Origin of the sequence: Vibrio sp. Y20_XG_PY13, assembly GCF_024181925.1 — a bacterium.
GTDB classification, from domain to species: domain Bacteria; phylum Pseudomonadota; class Gammaproteobacteria; order Enterobacterales; family Vibrionaceae; genus Vibrio; species Vibrio parahaemolyticus.
Genome location: NZ_JAMZAL010000013.1, coordinates 56,060 through 76,168, shown reverse-complemented (window position 1 = coordinate 76,168; position 20,109 = coordinate 56,060). Strand labels below are relative to the sequence as shown.

Here is a 20,109-nt window from a genome sequence, read left to right as displayed (position 1 = left end):
GCGACCATAGCGTTTTGGACCCACCTGATCCCATTCCGAACTCAGAAGTGAAACGAAATAGCGCCGATGGTAGTGTGGGGTTTCCCCATGTGAGAGTAGGACATCGCCAGGCTTTAAATTTGAAGAAGCCCACTCGAAAGAGTGGGCTTTTTTGCATTTCAGAGTTCTGAAAATTAGGGTTATAAAAAATAACCCAAGTAATTCGAATCCATATACCTATTATTAAGGTGCAATGTATTTGCTCTCCGCTACCTTCCAAAAAGCTTTCACTAATGGGTTTTCTAACTGGTTTTTGGTGCAACAGACGCCAAGTTCAAATGGCTTAATTGGCAATACTTTTAAGCGATTAATCTTTTCCCTTACTGGACTGTTGTTGATTACGACATCCGGTGCGATACCCACCCCACATCCCAATGCAACCATGCTTACGATGGCCTCATGTCCAGACGTTTGCGCGTAGATATTCGGTTTTATTTTCATTTTTTTGAGCCAAGTATTAGCCCTGTCCCTTGCTGTGCCTGCTTCCGGAAGAATGAATGGAATGATTGACCAATCTGGCTGCTCCTTTTGCAATTCCTCAGCAAATGAACTGACACCGACAGGAGCGATGACAGACAGAGGGATTTCACTGATCGTTTCAAACGCGATTTTGTTTGGCATCTGCTCCGATTTGGCTGAGATGGCAATATCGGCTTCATCTGCTAGTATTTTGTCGATTGCTTGAGCTGGGTCACCGGTTGATAGCTTAAATTCAATAAAAGGATGCTGAAGACGAAAATCGGAAATTAACTCTGGTAAATGGCTGTAGCTGGCGGTCACCGAACAAAAGAGACGGATTTCCCCCTTTAGCTCGCCTTCGGTTCCTTTTATATGGTTTTGATACTGTTGCCATTCACTAAGAATTTTTAACGCGACAGGCATTAATTTTTTGCCTTGGGCTGTCAGCTCTACACTGCGGTTATCGCGAACAAACAGCTGTTGATTTGTTTCTTCTTCCAACTTTTGTATTTGCCGACTGAGGGCAGAAGGACTGATGTGCATGGCTGCAGCGGTTTTGGCAAAACTTTTACTCTCACAGAGATGAATGAAAAGTTGCAGGCTTTTGATATTCATTAAATCTTCATTTCCATGTTGCATAAATTGCAATAAGTAATTGTGAATATATCACTTTAAGCAACGTTATGTCTGTTTTAGTATGAAGTTATTCGGTAAGACGGTTACCGACCTTTATGGAAGAATGTTTAAGGAGCACCCAGATGGCTAACTATTTCAATACCCTAAACTTGCGCGAGCAATTGGATCAACTTGGTCGTTGTCGCTTTATGGACCGTGAAGAATTTGTATCTGAAGCGGATTACCTGAAAGGTAAAAAAGTGGTCATTGTGGGCTGTGGTGCTCAAGGTCTAAACCAAGGCCTAAACATGCGCGATTCTGGTCTTGATGTGTCTTACGCACTACGTCAAGCTGCGATCGATGAACAGCGTCAATCGTTTAAAAACGCCAAAGATAATGGCTTTGAAGTTGGTAGCTACGAAACGCTAATTCCTCAAGCAGATCTGGTTGTTAACTTAACGCCAGACAAACAGCACACTAACGTTGTTGAGACGGTGATGCCACTAATGAAAGAAGGCGCTGCACTAGGTTACTCTCATGGTTTCAACGTTGTGGAAGAAGGCATGCAGATTCGTAAAGATCTGACCGTTGTCATGGTTGCTCCTAAGTGTCCTGGTACAGAGGTTCGTGAAGAATACAAACGTGGTTTTGGTGTTCCTACCCTAATCGCGGTTCATCCAGAGAATGATCCGAAAGGTGAAGGTTGGGATATCGCGAAAGCTTGGGCTGCAGCAACAGGTGGTCACCGTGCGGGTTGTCTTGAGTCTTCTTTTGTCGCTGAGGTGAAATCAGACCTAATGGGTGAGCAAACCATTCTATGTGGCATGCTACAAGCGGGGTCTATCGTATGTTACGAGAAGATGATTGCTGAAGGCATTGATCCGGGTTATGCCGGTAAGCTACTGCAGTACGGTTGGGAAACCATTACGGAAGCTCTGAAATTCGGTGGCATCACTCACATGATGGACCGTCTATCTAATCCAGCGAAAATCAAGGCGTTCGAACTTTCTGAAGAATTAAAAGACCTAATGCGTCCACTGTATAACAAGCACATGGACGACATTATCTCTGGTCATTTCTCTAGCACCATGATGGCTGACTGGGCAAATGATGATAAAAATCTTCTAGGATGGCGTGCAGAAACTGGTGAAACTGCATTTGAAAATTACCCAGAAACGGACGTTGAGATTTCTGAGCAAGAGTACTTCGACAACGGCATTCTAATGATTGCAATGGTTCGTGCTGGGGTTGAACTGGCATTTGAAGCGATGACAGCTTCTGGAATCATCGATGAATCAGCGTACTACGAGTCTCTACATGAACTTCCGTTGATTGCTAATACTATCGCACGTAAGCGTCTATATGAGATGAACGTGGTTATCTCTGATACGGCTGAATACGGTAACTACCTATTTGCTAACGTAGCAACGCCTTTGTTACGTAAGAAATTCATGCCTTCTGTTGGTACAGATGTTATTGGTAAAGGCCTAGGTGAAATGTCTAACCAAGTGGATAACGCGACTCTTATCGCAGTGAACGAGACTATCCGTAACCACCCAGTGGAATACATTGGCGAAGAACTACGTGGCTACATGACGGATATGAAGCGCATCGCGGTTGGTGGCTAATTCTCTTCGCTGCACAGCATTGAAGATATTAAATGAACTCCAGACAGATTGGAGTCGATAAATACAAAAAACACGACATCTAATTAAAAGGCTTGGTCTCCGTTGACCAAGCCTTTTCGTTTTTAGTCGATTTGTCCATGTGCTGATAAGAAAAACGCTCCTGTCGAAGGAGCGTTTAGGGGCTTATTTATCAGCTAGCTTTTCTTCAAGCTCGGCTAATTTCTTTTCCATTTCTGTCAGCTTTTGACGCGTGCGTAGTAAAACTTGAGTTTGAACATCAAATTCTTCGCGGCTTACTACATCTAGCTTATTTAGTTGGCCTTGGATTACTTGGCGAACTTTTTGATCAACGTCTGCGCCTAGCTCTTTTACTGGTGCTGGCATTGAGTCATGAATTTGTTTAGCAATTTGCTCTAATTTCTTTGGGTCAAACATAGTGGCTAAAACTCCTTTTGATTTGCCGACATTCTAAGTAAATGATACGGGAAAGTCGCCATTTAGATGGTAAAAAAGAGAGCAGCAATAAAAAAGGCCACCGAAGTGACCTTTTTCTTAGCTTCTTGAGCTTATTTGTTTTCTGCTAGTTCGCGGTGCGCTGCTTTCGCTTCATCAACTCGAGCTAACTTTTCCAAGTCTTTATCTTCAACAAAAACTGGCAGTGGTTTGTGTTTTTCAGCTAAGTAGCTGTAAATCACAGGTAGTACGAATAGTGTGAACAACGTACCAATTGCCAAACCAGCCACAATTACGATACCGATACTAAAGCGCTGTGCTGCGCCTGCCCCCGTTGCGTACATGAGTGGGATAAGGCCGGCAATCATTGCCGCAGTGGTCATTAGAATTGGACGCAGACGAACTTTCGCCGCTTCCATTACCGCATCGATTCGAGACAGTTTGTTGTGCAACTGCTCTTCTTTTGCTACTTCACAGATCAAGATACCGTGTTTGGTGATCAGGCCTACCAATGTAATCAGACCTACCTGCGAGTAGATGTTCATCGAGGCTGTGCCCCATGCCAACGCAATCAATGCACCACATACCGCCAGCGGTACCGATACCATGATAACGATAGGGTCACGAAGTGATTCAAATTGAATCGCAAGAACCAAGAAGATGATGGCTAACGCAAGACCAAATGTTGCGTATAGCGCGCTACCTTCCGTCACGAACTGACGTGCTTCACCCATGTAGTCGTGGTTGTAACCGGCAGGCAGTTTGTTCTGCGCTACGTCCTCGAACCAGTTAATTGCATCACCCATTGCGACGCCAGGCGATGGTACAGCACCAACGGTTGCTGAGTTCAGCTGGTTGAAGTGAGGCAGTGAGCGAGGCTCGGCGACAACATCAATAGTGATCAGGCTACCAAGTGGTACTGCTTTTCCATCCACAGAACGAACGTAGTAGTTCTTCATTGATTCTGGATTTAAACGCCATTTACGTTCAACTTGAGGAATTACCTCGTATGAACGGCCATTTAGGTCGATACGGTTTACGTAGCCATCAGCCATCATGGTGCTTAGCGTGATACCGATGTCTTGCATCGTCACACCGTATGCGCCCGCCTTGTCTTTATCGATTTTGATCTTCATGGTCGCAGAGTCGTAGTTCAGATCTAAGTCCGAGTAGACGAACATTGGACTGCTGGCTACGTCTGTCAGAACGTCACTTGCGATCGTAAACAAGCTTTCGAAGCTGTTTGGTGTCGTGATAACGAACTGAATTGGTAGACCTGAACCCGCACCAGGCAGTTCTGGCATCTGGAATGCTGTGATTGACATGCCTGGGACGCTTGCAACTAATCCACCAACACGTTTGGTGATCTCAGATTGGCTGGCTTCACGCTCACTCCAAGGTTTAAGTGTTGCTAGACCAAACGCTTGGTTCGAGTTAGGAACACCGTTAAATACCTGCGCGTATTCTACCTCTGGTTGATCCGACAGAATCTTGTTTACATCGTTCATGGTGTTTTGGATGTAATCCAAGTTCGCGTTCGAAGGCGCCGTACCCATTAGTACAACCACACCTTTATCTTCCGAAGGTGCAAGTTCACTAGGAATGAACTTGAACAAGACTGGTAAGCTTGCAAATACAATGATTGCAAACGCAATAACAACCGGACGATGAGCCATTACCGCTTTCAACATGCCTTCGTAGCGAGTGGTCATGCCATCAAGGATATGGTGAACTTTTTGCTCAAACTTGCTTGGCTTCTCGTTCGCTTTCAGCATCTTCGAACACATCATTGGTGATAGTGTCAAAGCGATGATGCCGGATACGAATACTGAACCTGCCAGTGTCAAAGCGAACTCTTTGAACAGTGAACCGGTGATACCACCCATCAATGCGATCGGCGCGTACACTGCACCTAGCGTCAATGTCATCGCGATAACTGGAACCGCAATTTCACGCGTACCAATGATTGCAGCTCGGAATGGCGATTCCCCTTCTTTGATGTGACGGTCAACGTTTTCTAGTACAACGATCGCGTCATCCACCACCAGACCGATGGCAAGAACCATTGCCAGTAGCGTCATCAAGTTCCAAGAGAAACCCATTGCCTGCATCACCATTGCCACACCAATCAATGAAAGAGGAATGGTTACGATAGGAATGATTACCGCACGGAATGAGCCTAGGAACAGAGTGATAACCACAAGTACGATGACCGCTGCTTCCAGGATGGTTTTAACCACTTCGTGAATCGATTCGTTGATCGCAATCGTAGAGTCGTACATCACGTTCATTTTGATGTTGCTTGGTAGGTTGCGCTCAAGTTGAGGCAACAGATCAAGCACGTCTGCCGCGATGTTGATCGGGTTAGCACTTGGCGCTGCGTTGATCGCCGCAACCACAGCTTCTTGACCGTTTGCACTTGCGCGGTAAACGTCGTGACTCTTCTCTAGCGTTACTTTAGCGATATCACCTAGGCGAATCACATCCCCTTCACCAGTTTTCACAACTAAAGCTTCAAGTTCAGCAACGTTTGATACCTGAGTATCTGCGCTACCGTTGTAAAGCACGAACTCACCCGTTGCTTGACCCGTTGCAGATTGGTAGTTGTTGGCGTTAAGAACGCTCATCACATCCGTTGCAGTCAGCTTCAAAGCGCCCATTTTGGCAGGATCTAGCCATACGCGTAGTGCGTATTTCATACCACCATAGAGATCAACTTTGGACACACCGTTTACGGTGAACAACTGCGGGTTGATTACACGCTCAAGGTAGTCAGTGATCTGGCTTGAAGATAACTCGTCACTCGTAAAGCCGATGTACAGTACTGCCGTTGTCGAACCAGTCGACATGGTTACGGTTGGGTCTTCGGCTTCTTTTGGAAGCTGTGAACGTACCGAGTTGGTTTTCGCCAGAATGTCAGACAACGCCGCATTCGGGTCAGTATTCAACTTCATGTTTACAGTAATGGTCGATTTACCCAGTACCGATTGAGAAGTCATGTAATCAATGTTGTCGGCTTGTGCTACTGCTTGCTCCAAAGGCTGAGTAATAAAGCCTTGGATTAAGTTGGCACTTGCACCGTAGTAACTGGTGGTTACGGTAACCACCGTATTTGTCATTTCAGGGTATTCACGAACCTGCATTTTGAACACTGCTTGCAAACCAAGTAGTGCAATCAAAAAGCTGATCGATACCGCTAAAACTGGACGTTTTATAAAAACATCAGTAAAGCGCATGATGCCTCCAATTAAAGCATTGGTGTTTCAGCAGGTGGAGTAATGGCATTGCTTTCAACAATGCTAACTTTCGCGTGGTTACTTAAACGGACTTGGCCCGACGTCACCACAACATCACCTGGTTTCACGCCTTCCAAGATGTGTGCGATGTCTTTAGTACGTTCGCCCACTTTAACTACGTGTTGTTTCACGCGCTTTTCACCCTCTTCTTCTGTCACGATGTAGACGTTATCGCCGTACAAAGTGAAGGTGATTGCTGTTTGAGGTAGCGTCACTTGGTTTGCCAATTTAGGCATGATGATGTTTGCACGTGCGAACATACCGCTGCGAAGTTTGCCATCGCTGTTTGGAATGTCAGCTTGTACTTGGATCAGACCACTTTGTACATTTACTGCAGGTTCAATGGCAGAAATTGAGCCTTTGAATGGCTGATCTGGGTAGGCATCTACAAAAATATCCACTTCTTGGTCAAGTTTGATACGCGAGATGTCTGTTTGAGGCACGGTAAAGCGCAGACGCATTACACTGCTATCTTCTAGACGAACAATGTCGCTACCAGCTTGGATGTATTGACCAAGATAAACGTTACGGATACCAACCACACCTGCAAATGGCGCTTTGATTTCACGACGATCGATGGTTGCTTTTAAACTCTCGATATCTGCTTTAAGCGAGTAGTAGTTTGCTTCAGCTTCATCGTAAGCTTCTTTAGAAATAGAACCTTTCTTAAACAGACCTTGGTAACGTTTGTATTTCGCTTCTGCTGCAGGAAGTTTCGCTTGTGAACTCTTCAAGTTCGCTTTTTCCACTTCAGAATCAAGCAAAACGAGGGGTTGGCCAGCTTCAACTTGAGTACCTGATTCAAAAGCGATCTTGTCGATAACACCGCTCGTTTCGTTCGCTACCGTCACACCTTGGTTTGGCTCGATAAAACCGATAGCCTCGATCACTGGTACCCAATCCACCGCTTTTACTTCCGTAACGGTTACTGGGAACTCAGGTTCAGGACGGTTTGCCATGTATTCAGCGATCTTTTGTTGCTTAAATAAATTGAAACCTATCACGCTGCCGAACAAGAGAACGGCGATAAGTAACATAAAGAAAGTCCACTTTTTCATTCTATTAAGAACTCCAAGTTAGTGTTTGATAATTGCATCCCAACTGGCTTCAATGGCTGCTTCCAGCGCATCGTCGTCCAATTGATAAAATCCCAAAGCATGTTTTCTCGCAAGCGCGACGCTTGCTTCAAAGCTTAATCCAGAGAGCACTTCGTTATCGAGAGGCTTAAAAACCCCTTCTTCTTTGCCCTGGTTGAAAAGGCGATCTACTTGGGCAAACATTTTTCGCTCAAGTTCCCACGTCTTGTTTCTTGTCGTGCAAGGTAACGAATCATATTGAACTCGATTACTGATGGCGTTTAAGTTGGAACCCGCCAAATTCCAGATGTTGAGCCACATGGTTCGATAGCGTTCCTTCAATGGCATGTCGTCATTAACGCCCGCTTGCACTGCAGAGGCAATGCGTTTGGCTACGTTAAGACGCACTTCTTCCAATAGATGTTCTTTGTCTGAGAAATAGCGATAAATCGTCCCGGCGGCGACACCCGCTTCGTTGGCCAGCTTTTGCATAGAAAGCCCTTGAAAGCCAGACTCTGCAATTAACTGCTCCGCAGCGGCAAGTATTTGATCGCGTTTATCTACAGCAGGGTTGTCCGTCATAATCCTACTACCAGTGAATGAACGTTCATTCATTATAGCTTAAAGTCTGGTCTACTATGCAACAGAATGTTGCACCAATCGGGGTAAAATTTACGAGAAAATCACCGTAGCATTCAAAGAGCCACCCCTTTATCATAGGCGCCACATTTGTCACCCGCAGAGAATTTGTATGAAGCTGAACCCTAGACAAGATGAAGCCGTAAAATACGTGTCTGGTCCATGCTTAGTGCTTGCCGGCGCAGGCTCAGGTAAAACGCGCGTAATTACTAATAAAATTGCTTACTTGGTTCAGCAATGTGGTTACAAAGCAAGAAACATCGCGGCCGTGACCTTTACCAACAAAGCCGCGCGCGAAATGAAAGAGCGTGTTGGTCAAACCTTGGGTAAAGCCGAGTCGAAAGGTTTGATGGTTTCTACTTTCCATACATTGGGCTTGAATATCATCAAACGTGAGTACAAGCAGCTTGGGTTAAAAGCGGGCTTTTCGTTGTTTGATGATCAAGACCAGATGGCGCTGTTGAAAGAGTTGACGGAAAAGCAACTCGACGGTGATAAAGACCTACTCAAACAATTATTGAGTACGATCTCCAACTGGAAAAACGACATGTTAACGCCAGAGCAAGCCAAAGCGATGGCGAAAGGCGAGCAACAACAGCTGTTCGCTTTTTGTTTTGAGATGTACCAGAAGCAGATGAAGGCGTACAACGCGCTCGATTTTGACGACCTGATCCTGCTGCCGGTATTGCTGCTGCGTAATAATGAAGACGTGCGTCAGCGTTGGCAAAATCGCATCCGCTATCTATTGGTTGATGAATACCAAGATACCAACACCAGTCAGTATGAACTGGTCAAATTGATTGTGGGTGAGCGCGGTCGCTTGACCGTCGTGGGTGATGATGACCAATCGATTTATTCGTGGCGTGGTGCCAAACCGCAAAACTTGGTGCTGCTCGGGCAAGATTACCCGAATCTGCGTCTGATCAAGCTGGAGCAGAACTATCGCTCGACCAGTCGAATTCTTCGTGCTGCAAACATTTTGATTGCCAATAACCCGCACGTGTATGAAAAATCACTGTTCTCAGAAATTCCTGACGGCGAAAAACTGAAAGTGTTGCTAGCCAAGAACGAAGAGCACGAAGCAGAAAGGGTCACGGGTGAGTTGATTGCGCACAAGTTCTTAAATCGCACGGAATATCGAGATTATGCGATTTTGTATCGTGGTAACCATCAATCGCGTTTGATTGAAAAATCACTGATGCAAAACCGCGTACCCTACAAACTGTCTGGCGGTACGTCGTTTTTCGCGCGTGCTGAAATCAAAGACATCATGGCGTATCTTCGAGTGTTGGTGAACCCTGACGATGACAACGCATTTCTGCGAATTGTGAACACGCCGCGACGCGAAATTGGCCCGGTAACGTTAGAAAAATTGGGCAGTTACGCCAATATGCGCGGCAAAAGCCTATTTGAAGCAAGCTTTGAAATGGGATTAGAGCAACACCTATCGGGACGTGGTCTCGAAAATCTGCGTCGCTTTACACAATGGTTGGTGGCGATTGCCGATCAAGCTGAGCGAGGTAACACAGTAGAAGCTGTTCGCTCCTTGGTTCGTGACATTCATTACGAAGATTGGCTGTACGAAACATCAGCCAGCCCGAAAGCCGCTGAAATGCGCATGAAGAACGTTTCGGATCTCTACTCTTGGATTGTGGCTGACTTAGAAGGTGACAATTACGACCAAGAAGAGAAAACGCTGAAAGAAGTGGTTCAACGTTTGACCTTGCGTGACATGATGGAACGCGGCGAAGAAGACGAAGACAGCGATGCCGTTCAATTGATGACATTACACGCATCAAAAGGTCTAGAGTTTCCTTACGTTTATTTGATTGGTTCGGAAGAGGGCATATTGCCGCATCAAACCAGTATTGATGAAGATAACGTCGAAGAAGAGCGACGCTTGATGTACGTAGGCATCACCCGCGCACAGCGAGAGCTGACGTTTACCATGTGTAAAGAGCGTCGCCAGTTTGGTGAGTTGATCAAGCCGACTCAAAGTCGTTTTTTGGATGAGCTGCCGTTTGATGATGTCGAATGGGAAGTGAACAAAAAGCCTGTGTCTCAAGAAGAACGAATGGCAAAAGGTCAGGCGCACATTGCAAACCTGCGCTCGATGTTTAAGAAGTGATCACTTTGATCTCACGGTAAATCAAGTTCACTCCAAACAAAAAGGCTTGCCGATTGGCAAGCCTTTCTTATTTCAGATGAGTGGCCGCTGGATTATAAGCCATCAATCATGTGGTCGATGGCTGCAATGATTTCATCATCAGAACAGTCCATACATGTACCTTTTGCTGGCATCGCGTTGAAGCCTTCAAGCGCGTGCTTCACTAGCACGTCTTTGCCTTGCGCGATACGCGGAGCCCAATCGTCAGCATTGCCCGATTTTGGCGCGCCGTTTACACCAGATGCGTGACAAGCAATACAAAAAGTACCGTAAACTTTGGCGCCATCACGTGGACCGGTTGGTTCTTCCTTCACAGGCTCTGAACCTGCTAGATAAACATCACCGACAGGTTTGATGCGTTCTGCGATCGCATCGTATTCAGTTTGGCTGATGTCAGAAGCTAAAGCTGCCGTAGAGAAAGTTAAGGCAGCGAACAAAACGCTAATCATTTGTCGAGACATATCCATTAAACCCACTTCACATTCCCGAGGTAAGTGACTTACCTATTTATATAGTTAGAGTATTGATACCGCGTCGAGAAAATCATTCGAAATCTCTCCGATGGCATAAAATGATTAAACAACTTGGTTGCAGCTGTTAAATCAATGTAAATAATGGGTGATTATATCCCGATAACTTGTTGCAATAAACAACAAGTTATCCATGACAGGGCGTGAATCACATCAAAAATACACTTTAAAGGCAGATAACTGTCGAAAAAGAGACCAAACGATAAAAAAAGTAAAAAAAGTACTAGACGGCATAGTGTGATATCCGTATTATTCCACTCCGCCGATAGGGCATGCGCCCGTAGCTCAGTTGGATAGAGCGTTGGCCTCCGGAGCCAAAGGTCGAAGGTTCGAATCCTTTCGGGCGTACCATACCCCGGAGGAAAAGTCGGTAAAACTCAATGGTGGCTATAGCTCAGTTGGTAGAGCCCCGGATTGTGATTCCGGTTGTCGCGAGTTCAAGTCTCGTTAGCCACCCCATTCTTTCCTTTTTGGATAGAATACGGTAGCATTGCTTCCCATCTTGATGTTGAATCAGGATAAAACATAAGTCGGTGAATAGCGCAGCTTGGTAGCGCATCTGGTTTGGGACCAGAGGGTCGGGGGTTCGAATCCCTCTTCACCGACCACTATCTAGTTTATGGCTACATAAGTAGCGGTGAACATAAAAATTTGATGGTGGCTATAGCTCAGTTGGTAGAGCCCCGGATTGTGATTCCGGTTGTCGCGAGTTCAAGTCTCGTTAGCCACCCCATTCTTTCTATAAAGAATACATGCTCGGTGAATAGCGCAGCTTGGTAGCGCATCTGGTTTGGGACCAGAGGGTCGGGGGTTCGAATCCCTCTTCACCGACCACTATTTAAAGCCCCAGTCGAAAGACTGGGGCTTTTTTGCATTTTATCCACTCTATTTTCCTCCATATTAGCTGAGAATGGCTAGCCAGAAGATTTCTATCAGCAGAACATATCTCGCTTTGCGTACGAACTATAAGGTTGGTGCAGCTTTTGGTGCTTTAGACCACCCATGATCCCAGAGCTTTTCGCGCAGATAAAATAAACCCCAGCTCAATGTCTGGGGTTGTGATTTTCTTAATCCGCTGTTGTTATTGGGCGAGTGTTTTCAGGATTTCTTTTAGCTCGACGGTTTCTCGGATTTCAAAGTTCGGCGTTATCTCTGTTGGATTACTTGCGCCAGTCGCATTCACCCACACACTCAAAATACCCATGTTGTTTGCGCCTGCGATGTCTGCTGCTAGAGAGTCACCGATGTGTAAGGCTTCTTCTGGTTTGATGTCGACAAGATTCAAGGCTTTTTGGAATATGCTGGCCGCTGGTTTTTCTTCTGGCTCTTCGCCACCCACAATAATATGGTCCACCCATTCATCCATTTGTGTTGCTTTCAATTTGGGGTGCTGCGAGAAAATTGGACCGTTAGTGATCACGACGAGTTTGTAGTGCTTACGTAGATCCGTCAGCATTTCTTTTACGCCAGGGAAGAAAGTGAACGCGCCCATACGTGCTGAATCAAAATAGTGTTGTGCTTGCTGAGCTTGCTCTGCATCGATGTGGATGCCGTTCTCCGCCAAAATCGTTTGGATCAGACCACAGCGAAAAGCATTTTCGTCTGGAAGAAGAGCAACCAGCTGAGGAAACTCTGCGTTGAGCTTTTTATATACCCCTTGCAAGTAGCGTTGTAAGAATGCTTGAGGATCAGAGACTTGGGGATACGTTTGTTGAATCCAGGCAGCAAATTTTTGCCCTGCAGCTTTGTCTGCTTGGGATGTGCCACATAACGTCTCGTCCATATCAAAAAAAATCGCTTTAAGCACAGGGGCTCCTTTCATTCACTACTTAGTCACTGGCGTCGAAAGACTATTATCCCACTCTAAATCGCATCGTAAAGAGGCAATCCGTCAGCAAATTGTGCAGTTTCGTTTACGCTTAAGTGATGCTGTTCTTTTGGCTTAATCATTAAACCGCATAACGGGCGCATAATCGCAACTTTGAGGAGGTTTCCTCTGTTTTGTTGTGGTGCTCACGTTTTAGCCTTAGGTGAAGCCGGTTAACTTTGGTTTTTTATGTTTGCCGACTATTTTGTTAGTAACATTTTATGCCGAAAAATCGCTTTTGGTACGATATATTGTTTGGTAAATGTTAATGATCACACATGAATAGTGTGGTTATGGTGTGAGGTGATGTTGTGCCTATATTTAGAGCATTTTTCTAGTTTTAATGGTGCATGGCGCACAAAAATGGGGTGATATGAAAGTGGTTAAATACTTGTTAATGCATTTTTATTCGCTCATTGTGCGTGTATTCAATGTTTTTACGGCGGAATATACTTTAATTGTTGCTTTTTTGTGTGATTTTTGCCAAATTGTTTCCGCATTAAGATTTCAGAGTATTATTCTGAATTTGAACGGATTCATTCAGGTGATGAATGGCACGGGCTTTCCCAGTGCGATTCGATACCACAGACAAGGCAGTAGAGGTCTGAAATGTCACTATTAGAGGTGAAAAACCTTCGTATTGAGTATCCATCCCGACACGGCGTTCACGCGGCCGTGAAATCACTTTCGTTTAATATTGAACGAGGCGAAATCGTGGGTGTTGTTGGCGAATCCGGTGCGGGTAAGTCCACCGTTGGTAACGCCGTTATCGATTTGCTGAGCCCTCCGGGACGCGTTGCCAGTGGCGATGTCTTTTTGGATGGTGAAAAAATCTCTGGCTTAACACCAGAAGCGATGCGTAAGGTACGTGGCTCGAAGATTGGTTTTATCTTCCAAGACCCTATGACCTCTCTTAACCCTTTGTTTACGGTTGAGCAGCAGCTAAAAGAAACCATTCATGCCAACATGAAAGTGTCTGACGACGAGGCGTATCAACGCGCGTTGTCTCTGATGCAGCAAGTCGGCATCCCTCAGCCTGAAAACCGTCTTAAACAGTATCCTCACCAGTTTTCTGGTGGTATGCGTCAGCGTGTGGTTATCGCGATCGCTTTGGCTGGTGAGCCAGATCTGATCATCGCCGATGAGCCAACCACGGCACTGGACGTATCAATCCAAGACCAAATCCTGAATCTTATCCGTGAGTTGTGTATCCAGAACAATGTTGGTTGTATGTTGGTTACGCACGACATGGGGGTGGTTTCAAACGTTACAGACCGCGTGGCGGTAATGTACCGTGGCGATCTTGTTGAGTTTGGGCCAACGGCAAAAGTGTTGGGCAACCCAGATCACCCATACACGCGCAGCTTGATTTCGGCGGTTCCTCGCTCAGACAGAAAGCTCGATCGTTTCCCTCTGGTGAGTTACATCGAAGAAGCGACAGAAATGAAGTCGCTGGACATTAAGAATCACTGGCTGGGTCAAAGCCAAGATCAGCGCGAGTACACTGGCCCGTTGTTGGATGTGAAAAACGTCAACCTAAGGTTTGTGACTAAGGACTCTTTGTTTGAAAGCCGCCGTGAGTACGTGCAGGCATCGAACAATGTGAGTTTTGAGGTGCACGAAGGTGAGACGTTTGGTCTGGTGGGTGAGTCAGGTTCGGGTAAGTCGACCATCGCGCGCGTGATTGCTGGTTTGTATGAACCAAACTCTGGCCAAGTGAAATTTGAAGGCATCGATCTCACGGCGATGAAGTCGGAAAAAGAGCGTCGTCCGATGCGACGTCAAATGCAGATGGTGTTCCAAAACCCATACACGTCTATGAACCCTCGTATGAAGGTGGCAGACATTATTGCCGAGCCAATTCGTTTCCATAAACTCACCAAGAATGAAGCAGAAACACGTCAAATCGTGAATGATTTGCTTGATCATGTTGGTTTGGGTCGCATGGCTGGCGTGAAATATCCTCATGAATTCTCTGGTGGTCAGCGTCAGCGTATTTCGATTGCGCGCGCTCTGGCAACTCGTCCTCGACTTTTGATTTGTGATGAACCGACATCAGCGTTGGATGTGTCGGTACAGGCACAAATTCTGAACTTGCTAAAAGATCTGCAAAGTGAACTGAACCTAACGATGTTGTTTATCAGTCACGATTTACCGGTGATTCGTCAGATGTGTGACCGAGTAGGTGTAATGCAGATGGGCACGTTATTGGAAGTCGCGCCTACCGAGCAGCTCTTTACTGCTCCACAGCACGAATACAGCAAAAAATTGATCTCTCTGATGCCTGAATTTACGGGCTTGCGAGAAGAAATCAAAATGGCATAAACCAAGTATTTCGCTTGGCTGATCTTTAGTCATTATAAAGACGCAAACACAATAACAAGGGATCCGGATCCCCGCATGAAGGAGTTATGCAAATGAAAACCATGAAAAGCAAATTAGCAGTGGCGCTAATGGCTGCGGGCCTTAGTTTTAATGCGCTAGCAGCAGATATTAAAGTTGGCTACGCTGCTGACCCAGTATCGCTTGACCCGCATGAGCAATTGTCTGGCGGTACACTGCAAATGTCACACATGGTATTTGACCCTCTAGTTCGTTTCACTCAAACAATGGACTTCGAACCTCGTCTAGCAGAAAGCTGGGAACGTGTTAACGACACAACGGTACGCTTCAAACTGCGTGAAGGCGTGAAGTTCCACTCTGGTAACTCGCTAACAGCGGATGATGTGGTGTGGACATTTGAGCGTCTACAAAGCTCTCCAGACTTTAAAGCGATCTTCGACCCGTACGAGAAAATCGTAAAAGTGGATGACTACACGTTCGATTTGGTTACTAAAGGCCCATACCCACTTGTTCTGCAAACGGCGACGTACATCTTCCCTATGGACAGCAAGTTCTACTCAGGTAAGACAGAAGACGGCAAAGACAAGTCTGAACTAGTGAAGCACGGTAACTCATTTGCATCGACTCACGTTTCCGGTACTGGCCCATTCATCGTGACATCACGTGAACAAGGCGTAAAAGTGGAATTTGAACGCTTCAAAGATTACTGGGATAAAGCGTCGAAAGGTAACGTTGATAAGCTAACGCTAGTACCAATCAAAGAAGACGCGACTCGTGTGGCTGCGCTTCTTTCTGGTGGCGTCGATATGATTCACCCAGTAGCGCCAAACGATCACCAACGTGTGAAAGATGCGAAAGGCATCGATCTCGTGACACTACCTGGTACGCGAATCATCACGTTCCAAATGAACCAAAACAGCAATGAAGCGTTGAAAGACGTGCGCGTTCGTCAAGCTATCGTGCATGCGATCAACAACGAAGGCATCGTGAAGAAAATCATGAAAGGTTTCGCGACAGCTGCTGGTCAGCAAAGCCCTGCGGGTTACGTTGGTCACAACGAAAAACTGGTTCCTCGCTACGATCTGAAGAAAGCTAAAGAGCTGATGAAAGAAGCGGGCTACGAGAACGGCTTTGCCCTAACTATGATTGCGCCAAACAACCGTTACGTGAACGATGCAAAAGTTGCACAGGCTGCGGCGGCAATGTTGTCTAAGATTGGTATTAAGGTTGATCTGAAAACCATGCCAAAAGCGCAATACTGGCCAGAGTTTGATAAATGTGCGGGTGACATGCTGATGATCGGTTGGCACTCAGACACTGAAGACTCTGCGAACTTCAACGAGTTCCTAACAATGACTCGTAACGAAGAGACAGGTCGTGGTCAGTACAACTGTGGTTACTACTCAAACCCAGAAATGGACAAAATTGTAGAAGCAGCGAACGTGGAAACGGATCCAGCGAAACGTGCAGAAATGCTAAAAGGCGTTGAAGCGACGCTTTACAACGACGCAGCATTTGTACCGTTACACTGGCAAAGTGAAGCGTGGGGCGCGAAGTCTAACGTTAAAGCAGCAGACATTGTGAACCCAATGGTTATGCCTTACTTCGGTGACCTAGTGGTTGAATAATCACATGATGTAGTTAGAAGGAGGGGACGTATTCCCTCCTTCATGAGCTTCTCTCAAGGGATGCTTGATGAGGCTCATCACTCAGCTCAATTTTGTTTCAGTCGGATTGAGCGAGTTTTACAGACTGAATTTTCTCTCTAAATTTAGAGATCTATGGATAGTTAAGGGGCAAGGAATGTTTTCGTTTCTGGTCAAGCGCCTGTTTCAGGCACTGATAGTGATGTTTGTGATCAGTTTGGTGGCGTTTGCCATTCAGGACAACCTGGGTGACCCGCTGCGTGAGCTTGTAGGTCAGTCGGTTTCAGAGTCGGAGCGTCAAGCGCTGCGTGATGAACTGGGCCTGAACGATCCCTTTATCACAAAGTACACTCGCTTTGTCGGTAATGCACTGCAAGGTGATTTAGGTACGTCTTACTTTTTCAAGCGCCCAGCGGTTGAGGTTATTCTTGATAAGCTGGTGGCGACACTAGAGCTCGTATTTGGCGCGACGCTCATCATTATTGTTTTATCGATACCACTTGGGGTGTACTCCGCGATTCACCCGAAAAGTATCTTCACCAAATTTGTCATGGCGATGAGTAGCGTCGGCATCTCGATTCCGGTCTTCCTGACGGCGATCATGCTGATGTACGTCTTCTCCATAGAGCTTGGTTGGCTGCCTTCCTACGGGCGGGGTGAGACCGTCAACGTGCTCGGTTGGGAATCTGGCTTCTTTACCATTGATGGTATCAAGCACCTGATCTTGCCGTGTATTGCGCTGGCATCGATCATGTTGCCGCTGTTTATCCGTCTGGTTCGTTCAGAAATGCTGGAAGTACTGAGCTCGGAATACATCAAGTTCGCCAAGGCTAAAGGCCTGAACTTACAAAAAATTTATTACCAACATGCACTTAAGAACACCATGCTACCGGTACTGACGGTAGGTGGCGTGCAAATTGGTACCATGGTGGCCTACACCATCCTCACAGAAACCGTGTTCCAATGGCCGGGCACTGGCTTCCTTTTCCTAGAGGCGATTAACCGTGTTGATACACCGCTAATCACAGCCTACGTAATCTTTGTTGGTCTGATCTTCGTGGTAACCAATACCATCGTTGACTTGCTGTACGGTATCATCAACCCAACTGTGAACCTAACTGGAAAAGGAGCTTAATCATGAGCCAAACCAATACTCCTGCTGCTCCTTCAGCCGTTCCATCTGCGTGGGAGCGCTTTAAAAACTCGGATTTCTTGTACTACTTCAAGCGCGACAAAGTGGCGATGGCGAGTTTTACGGTGTTTCTGATGTTCTTGGTGCTTGCACTGGCGGCGCCAATTCTGGCACCAACTGACCCGTACGATCTGACATCTATCGATATCATGGATTCAGAATTACCACCATCTTGGATGGACGGCGGTGAAGAACGCTTTGTGCTCGGTACGGATGAGCAAGGCCGTGATATTTTATCGACCATTCTTTACGGCTCTCGTTTGTCGTTGACGATCGGTTTCCTCGCGGTCGGTCTACAGCTTGTACTGGGCATCATCATTGGTCTGTCGGCTGGCTACTTCGGTGGTCGTATCGATAGCTTCTTGATGCGTTTTGCAGATGTGCAGTTGTCGTTTTCAACCATGATGGTCGCGATCATCGTTTCAGCCATTTTCAAAGCCAGCTTTGGCAGCGATTTTTACAGCCAATACGCGGTCGTGATGCTGGTGGTGATCATCGGTGTGGCTGAATGGCCACAGTACGCGCGCACGATTCGTGCATCGGTACTGGCAGAGAAGAAGAAAGAATACGTAGAAGCGGCACGCGTGATGGGCTTTAAAGCTCCACGCATCATGTTCCGCCATATTTTGCCGAACTGTTTGTCACCAATCTTGGTTATCTCAACCGTTCAGGTGGCCAACGCCATCATGTCGGAAGCAGCACTGTCGTTCCTAGGTTTGGGTCTGCCTGTTGACCAACCATCTTTGGGCGCGTTGATCAGCATCGGCTTTAACTACATCTTCTCTGGTGCTTGGTGGATTACAGCCTTCCCAGGTATTGTGCTAGTTACTTTGGTACTGGTTATTAACCTTCTGGGTGACTGGTTACGCGATGTATTTAACCCGAAACTGTACAAAGGTTAAGAATTTAGACATAGAGCATTGTTAAATCGCTCATTTCCTTCCTAAACTGAGAGCCGGATGCAATTCCGGCTCTTTTTTTGCTAGTTATTCTTTATTCACATTTTTTTGGCGCTTTGCCGCCATAATGACCTTACCCACTAGTTCAGAGTGAAGCGTATGGAAATGAAGAAGGCACACCTCTCATCACGCATTGTCCAATCAGGCCTCAGCTTAGGAGGGCTATTGTTGTGCGCCCAATTTTCAGCCCCGGTATTGGCCGATGACTTTCTTTGTCAGGCGACTCAAGCGAGCGACAAAGAACTGCCGATGCTAGAGAAAAGTTGCCCAATCGGTCAGGGTGTTTGGGGAAAGAAAGTGCCGCAAAGAGGCAATGATTTCTATTGGATTCAATGTGGCTTGCTGCCTAAACCAATGCCACTTGCCAAAGCCAAACCCATTTACAGCAAAATCACCACCGATGTTTGGATGAAGCCCGAAGCAAAGGGCTATCGTTGTCTTATTGGGCCTTATACAGAATTTTCTAAAGCGTCTGCTGATTTGCGAGGAGTCAAAACCTTGTCGAACTATCGCGAGGCATTTATTCGTGTGGTTGGCAAAGGTAGTGACAACACCGTGAAGCAAATGCAGCCGTCATCAAAGTCGACTCCTGTCGCCAAACCAAACGTCGCCCCGAAGCCTGTTGCGCCAGTCGTGACCAGTCGTCCAGATACCGAGGCGTTTAAAGCTTCTGCGACAAAAACGACAGCGCAGCCAGTTACGGCAAAAGAGCCGAAACCGAGCACGACAACAAAACCGGTTGCGAAAGCAAAACCAGCACCGAGCGTAAAAGGCAATGGAGAGGTGGAAGTGCGCTTGCGAGCGTCTCTACATGGCAAAACGTATGTCGTGCCTTACCTGTTAGATAATCAGTTTTATATGGAATATGGTAAGCCGTGGAATCGACTCAACTACGAAAGCTCGCAACAGACTTGTCAGCAGTTGGGCATGTCGCTCGCCACGGCGACTGAATTCAAAGCGTTGCGAGATTCTGGTGTGATGGAGAAGAACAAATGGCCGCTGCAATTGCCGTATTGGGGTAAAGATAAGAAAGGCTTGTTTGCCGATCGAGAACCAAATCAGTTAACCGGCACGTCGTTGTTGAATGTGATGTGTGTGAAGTAGCGGTTGTTCATCCTTAATGCATCCATACATTTTAGGACGAAACGCGCTTTTCAAAACGAAGAAAGCCCCGCGATGCGGGGCTTTAGATTTCTTGGC

General features: G+C 46.4%; 14 protein-coding genes, 5 tRNA genes and 1 rRNA gene. 13 read left to right on the top strand and 7 right to left on the bottom strand.

The features are described 5' to 3' along the window. Positions 1-112, top strand: a 5S ribosomal RNA gene (gene rrf, locus NL646_RS21095); the annotation flags it as partial. A 110-nt stretch (positions 113-222) separates the two neighbouring features. On the opposite strand, the gene ilvY is transcribed toward rrf, so the two are convergent. Then, a complete protein-coding gene (ilvY, locus tag NL646_RS21090) occupies positions 223-1,113 on the bottom strand; it encodes an HTH-type transcriptional activator IlvY (protein ID WP_253664652.1) in 891 nt (296 codons plus the stop codon). A 143-nt stretch (positions 1,114-1,256) separates the two neighbouring features. Between ilvY and ilvC the strand changes: the two genes are divergently transcribed. After that, a complete protein-coding gene (gene ilvC / locus NL646_RS21085; protein ID WP_253664651.1) occupies positions 1,257-2,741 on the top strand; it encodes a ketol-acid reductoisomerase in 1,485 nt (494 codons plus the stop codon). Positions 2,742-2,924: 183 nt separating this feature from the next. Here the strand turns inward: ilvC and NL646_RS21080 are convergent, their stop codons facing one another. The 4 genes from NL646_RS21080 to NL646_RS21065 form a co-directional block, all read right to left on the bottom strand. Beyond that, complete coding sequence (locus tag NL646_RS21080; protein ID WP_005487540.1) at positions 2,925-3,176, bottom strand: accessory factor UbiK family protein; 252 nt, start codon at positions 3,174-3,176, stop codon at positions 2,925-2,927. Positions 3,177-3,307: 131 nt separating this feature from the next. Continuing rightward, positions 3,308-6,430, bottom strand: a complete 3,123-nt coding sequence (gene vmeD / locus NL646_RS21075) for a multidrug efflux RND transporter permease subunit VmeD (RefSeq protein WP_005478703.1) — start codon at positions 6,428-6,430, stop codon at positions 3,308-3,310. Between the two features lie 11 nt (positions 6,431-6,441). Then, positions 6,442-7,548, bottom strand: coding sequence for a multidrug efflux RND transporter periplasmic adaptor subunit VmeC (vmeC, locus tag NL646_RS21070; RefSeq protein WP_023624200.1), 1,107 nt, complete (start codon positions 7,546-7,548; stop codon positions 6,442-6,444). 18 nt (positions 7,549-7,566) lie between these two features. Further along, on the bottom strand, positions 7,567-8,148 hold the full coding sequence (locus tag NL646_RS21065) for a TetR/AcrR family transcriptional regulator (RefSeq protein ID WP_005487525.1): 582 nt from the start codon (positions 8,146-8,148) through the stop codon (positions 7,567-7,569). A 169-nt stretch (positions 8,149-8,317) separates the two neighbouring features. Between NL646_RS21065 and rep the strand changes: the two genes are divergently transcribed. Next, positions 8,318-10,333: a DNA helicase Rep gene (gene rep, locus NL646_RS21060; RefSeq protein ID WP_005455214.1), complete on the top strand. Its 2,016-nt coding sequence runs from the start codon at positions 8,318-8,320 to the stop codon at positions 10,331-10,333. A gap of 92 nt (positions 10,334-10,425) precedes the next feature. Here the strand turns inward: rep and NL646_RS21055 are convergent, their stop codons facing one another. After that, positions 10,426-10,839, bottom strand: a complete 414-nt coding sequence (locus NL646_RS21055) for a cytochrome c5 family protein (RefSeq protein ID WP_005455203.1) — start codon at positions 10,837-10,839, stop codon at positions 10,426-10,428. Positions 10,840-11,176: 337 nt separating this feature from the next. Between NL646_RS21055 and NL646_RS21050 the strand changes: the two genes are divergently transcribed. The 5 genes from NL646_RS21050 (at position 11,177) to NL646_RS21030 (ending at position 11,736) form a co-directional block, all read left to right on the top strand. Further along, positions 11,177-11,253, top strand: a tRNA-Arg gene (locus NL646_RS21050). Between the two features lie 32 nt (positions 11,254-11,285). Then, positions 11,286-11,361 (top strand) — tRNA-His (locus NL646_RS21045). 72 nt (positions 11,362-11,433) lie between these two features. Further along, positions 11,434-11,510, top strand: a tRNA-Pro gene (locus NL646_RS21040). Between the two features lie 49 nt (positions 11,511-11,559). Then, positions 11,560-11,635: transfer RNA gene (locus tag NL646_RS21035), tRNA-His, on the top strand. A 24-nt stretch (positions 11,636-11,659) separates the two neighbouring features. Beyond that, positions 11,660-11,736 (top strand) — tRNA-Pro (locus NL646_RS21030). Between the two features lie 247 nt (positions 11,737-11,983). On the opposite strand, the gene NL646_RS21025 is transcribed toward NL646_RS21030, so the two are convergent. Beyond that, on the bottom strand, positions 11,984-12,709 hold the full coding sequence (locus NL646_RS21025; protein ID WP_005496615.1) for an HAD family hydrolase: 726 nt from the start codon (positions 12,707-12,709) through the stop codon (positions 11,984-11,986). Positions 12,710-13,378: 669 nt separating this feature from the next. Here NL646_RS21025 and NL646_RS21020 point away from each other — a divergent pair. From NL646_RS21020 to NL646_RS21000, 5 genes are all read left to right on the top strand, one after another. After that, complete coding sequence (locus tag NL646_RS21020) at positions 13,379-15,094, top strand: ABC transporter ATP-binding protein (protein ID WP_218764926.1); 1,716 nt, start codon at positions 13,379-13,381, stop codon at positions 15,092-15,094. A 92-nt stretch (positions 15,095-15,186) separates the two neighbouring features. Continuing rightward, a complete protein-coding gene (locus NL646_RS21015; protein ID WP_005478744.1) occupies positions 15,187-16,740 on the top strand; it encodes an ABC transporter substrate-binding protein in 1,554 nt (517 codons plus the stop codon). A 175-nt stretch (positions 16,741-16,915) separates the two neighbouring features. Then, positions 16,916-17,893, top strand: coding sequence for an ABC transporter permease (locus NL646_RS21010; RefSeq protein ID WP_005455219.1), 978 nt, complete (start codon positions 16,916-16,918; stop codon positions 17,891-17,893). 2 nt (positions 17,894-17,895) lie between these two features. After that, positions 17,896-18,852: an ABC transporter permease gene (locus NL646_RS21005; protein WP_005455202.1), complete on the top strand. Its 957-nt coding sequence runs from the start codon at positions 17,896-17,898 to the stop codon at positions 18,850-18,852. A 156-nt stretch (positions 18,853-19,008) separates the two neighbouring features. Next, positions 19,009-20,013 (top strand): SPOR domain-containing protein, encoded by a 1,005-nt coding sequence (locus tag NL646_RS21000; RefSeq protein ID WP_253664650.1) that lies wholly within the window; start codon positions 19,009-19,011, stop codon positions 20,011-20,013. The last annotated feature ends 96 nt before the right edge of the window (positions 20,014-20,109 follow it).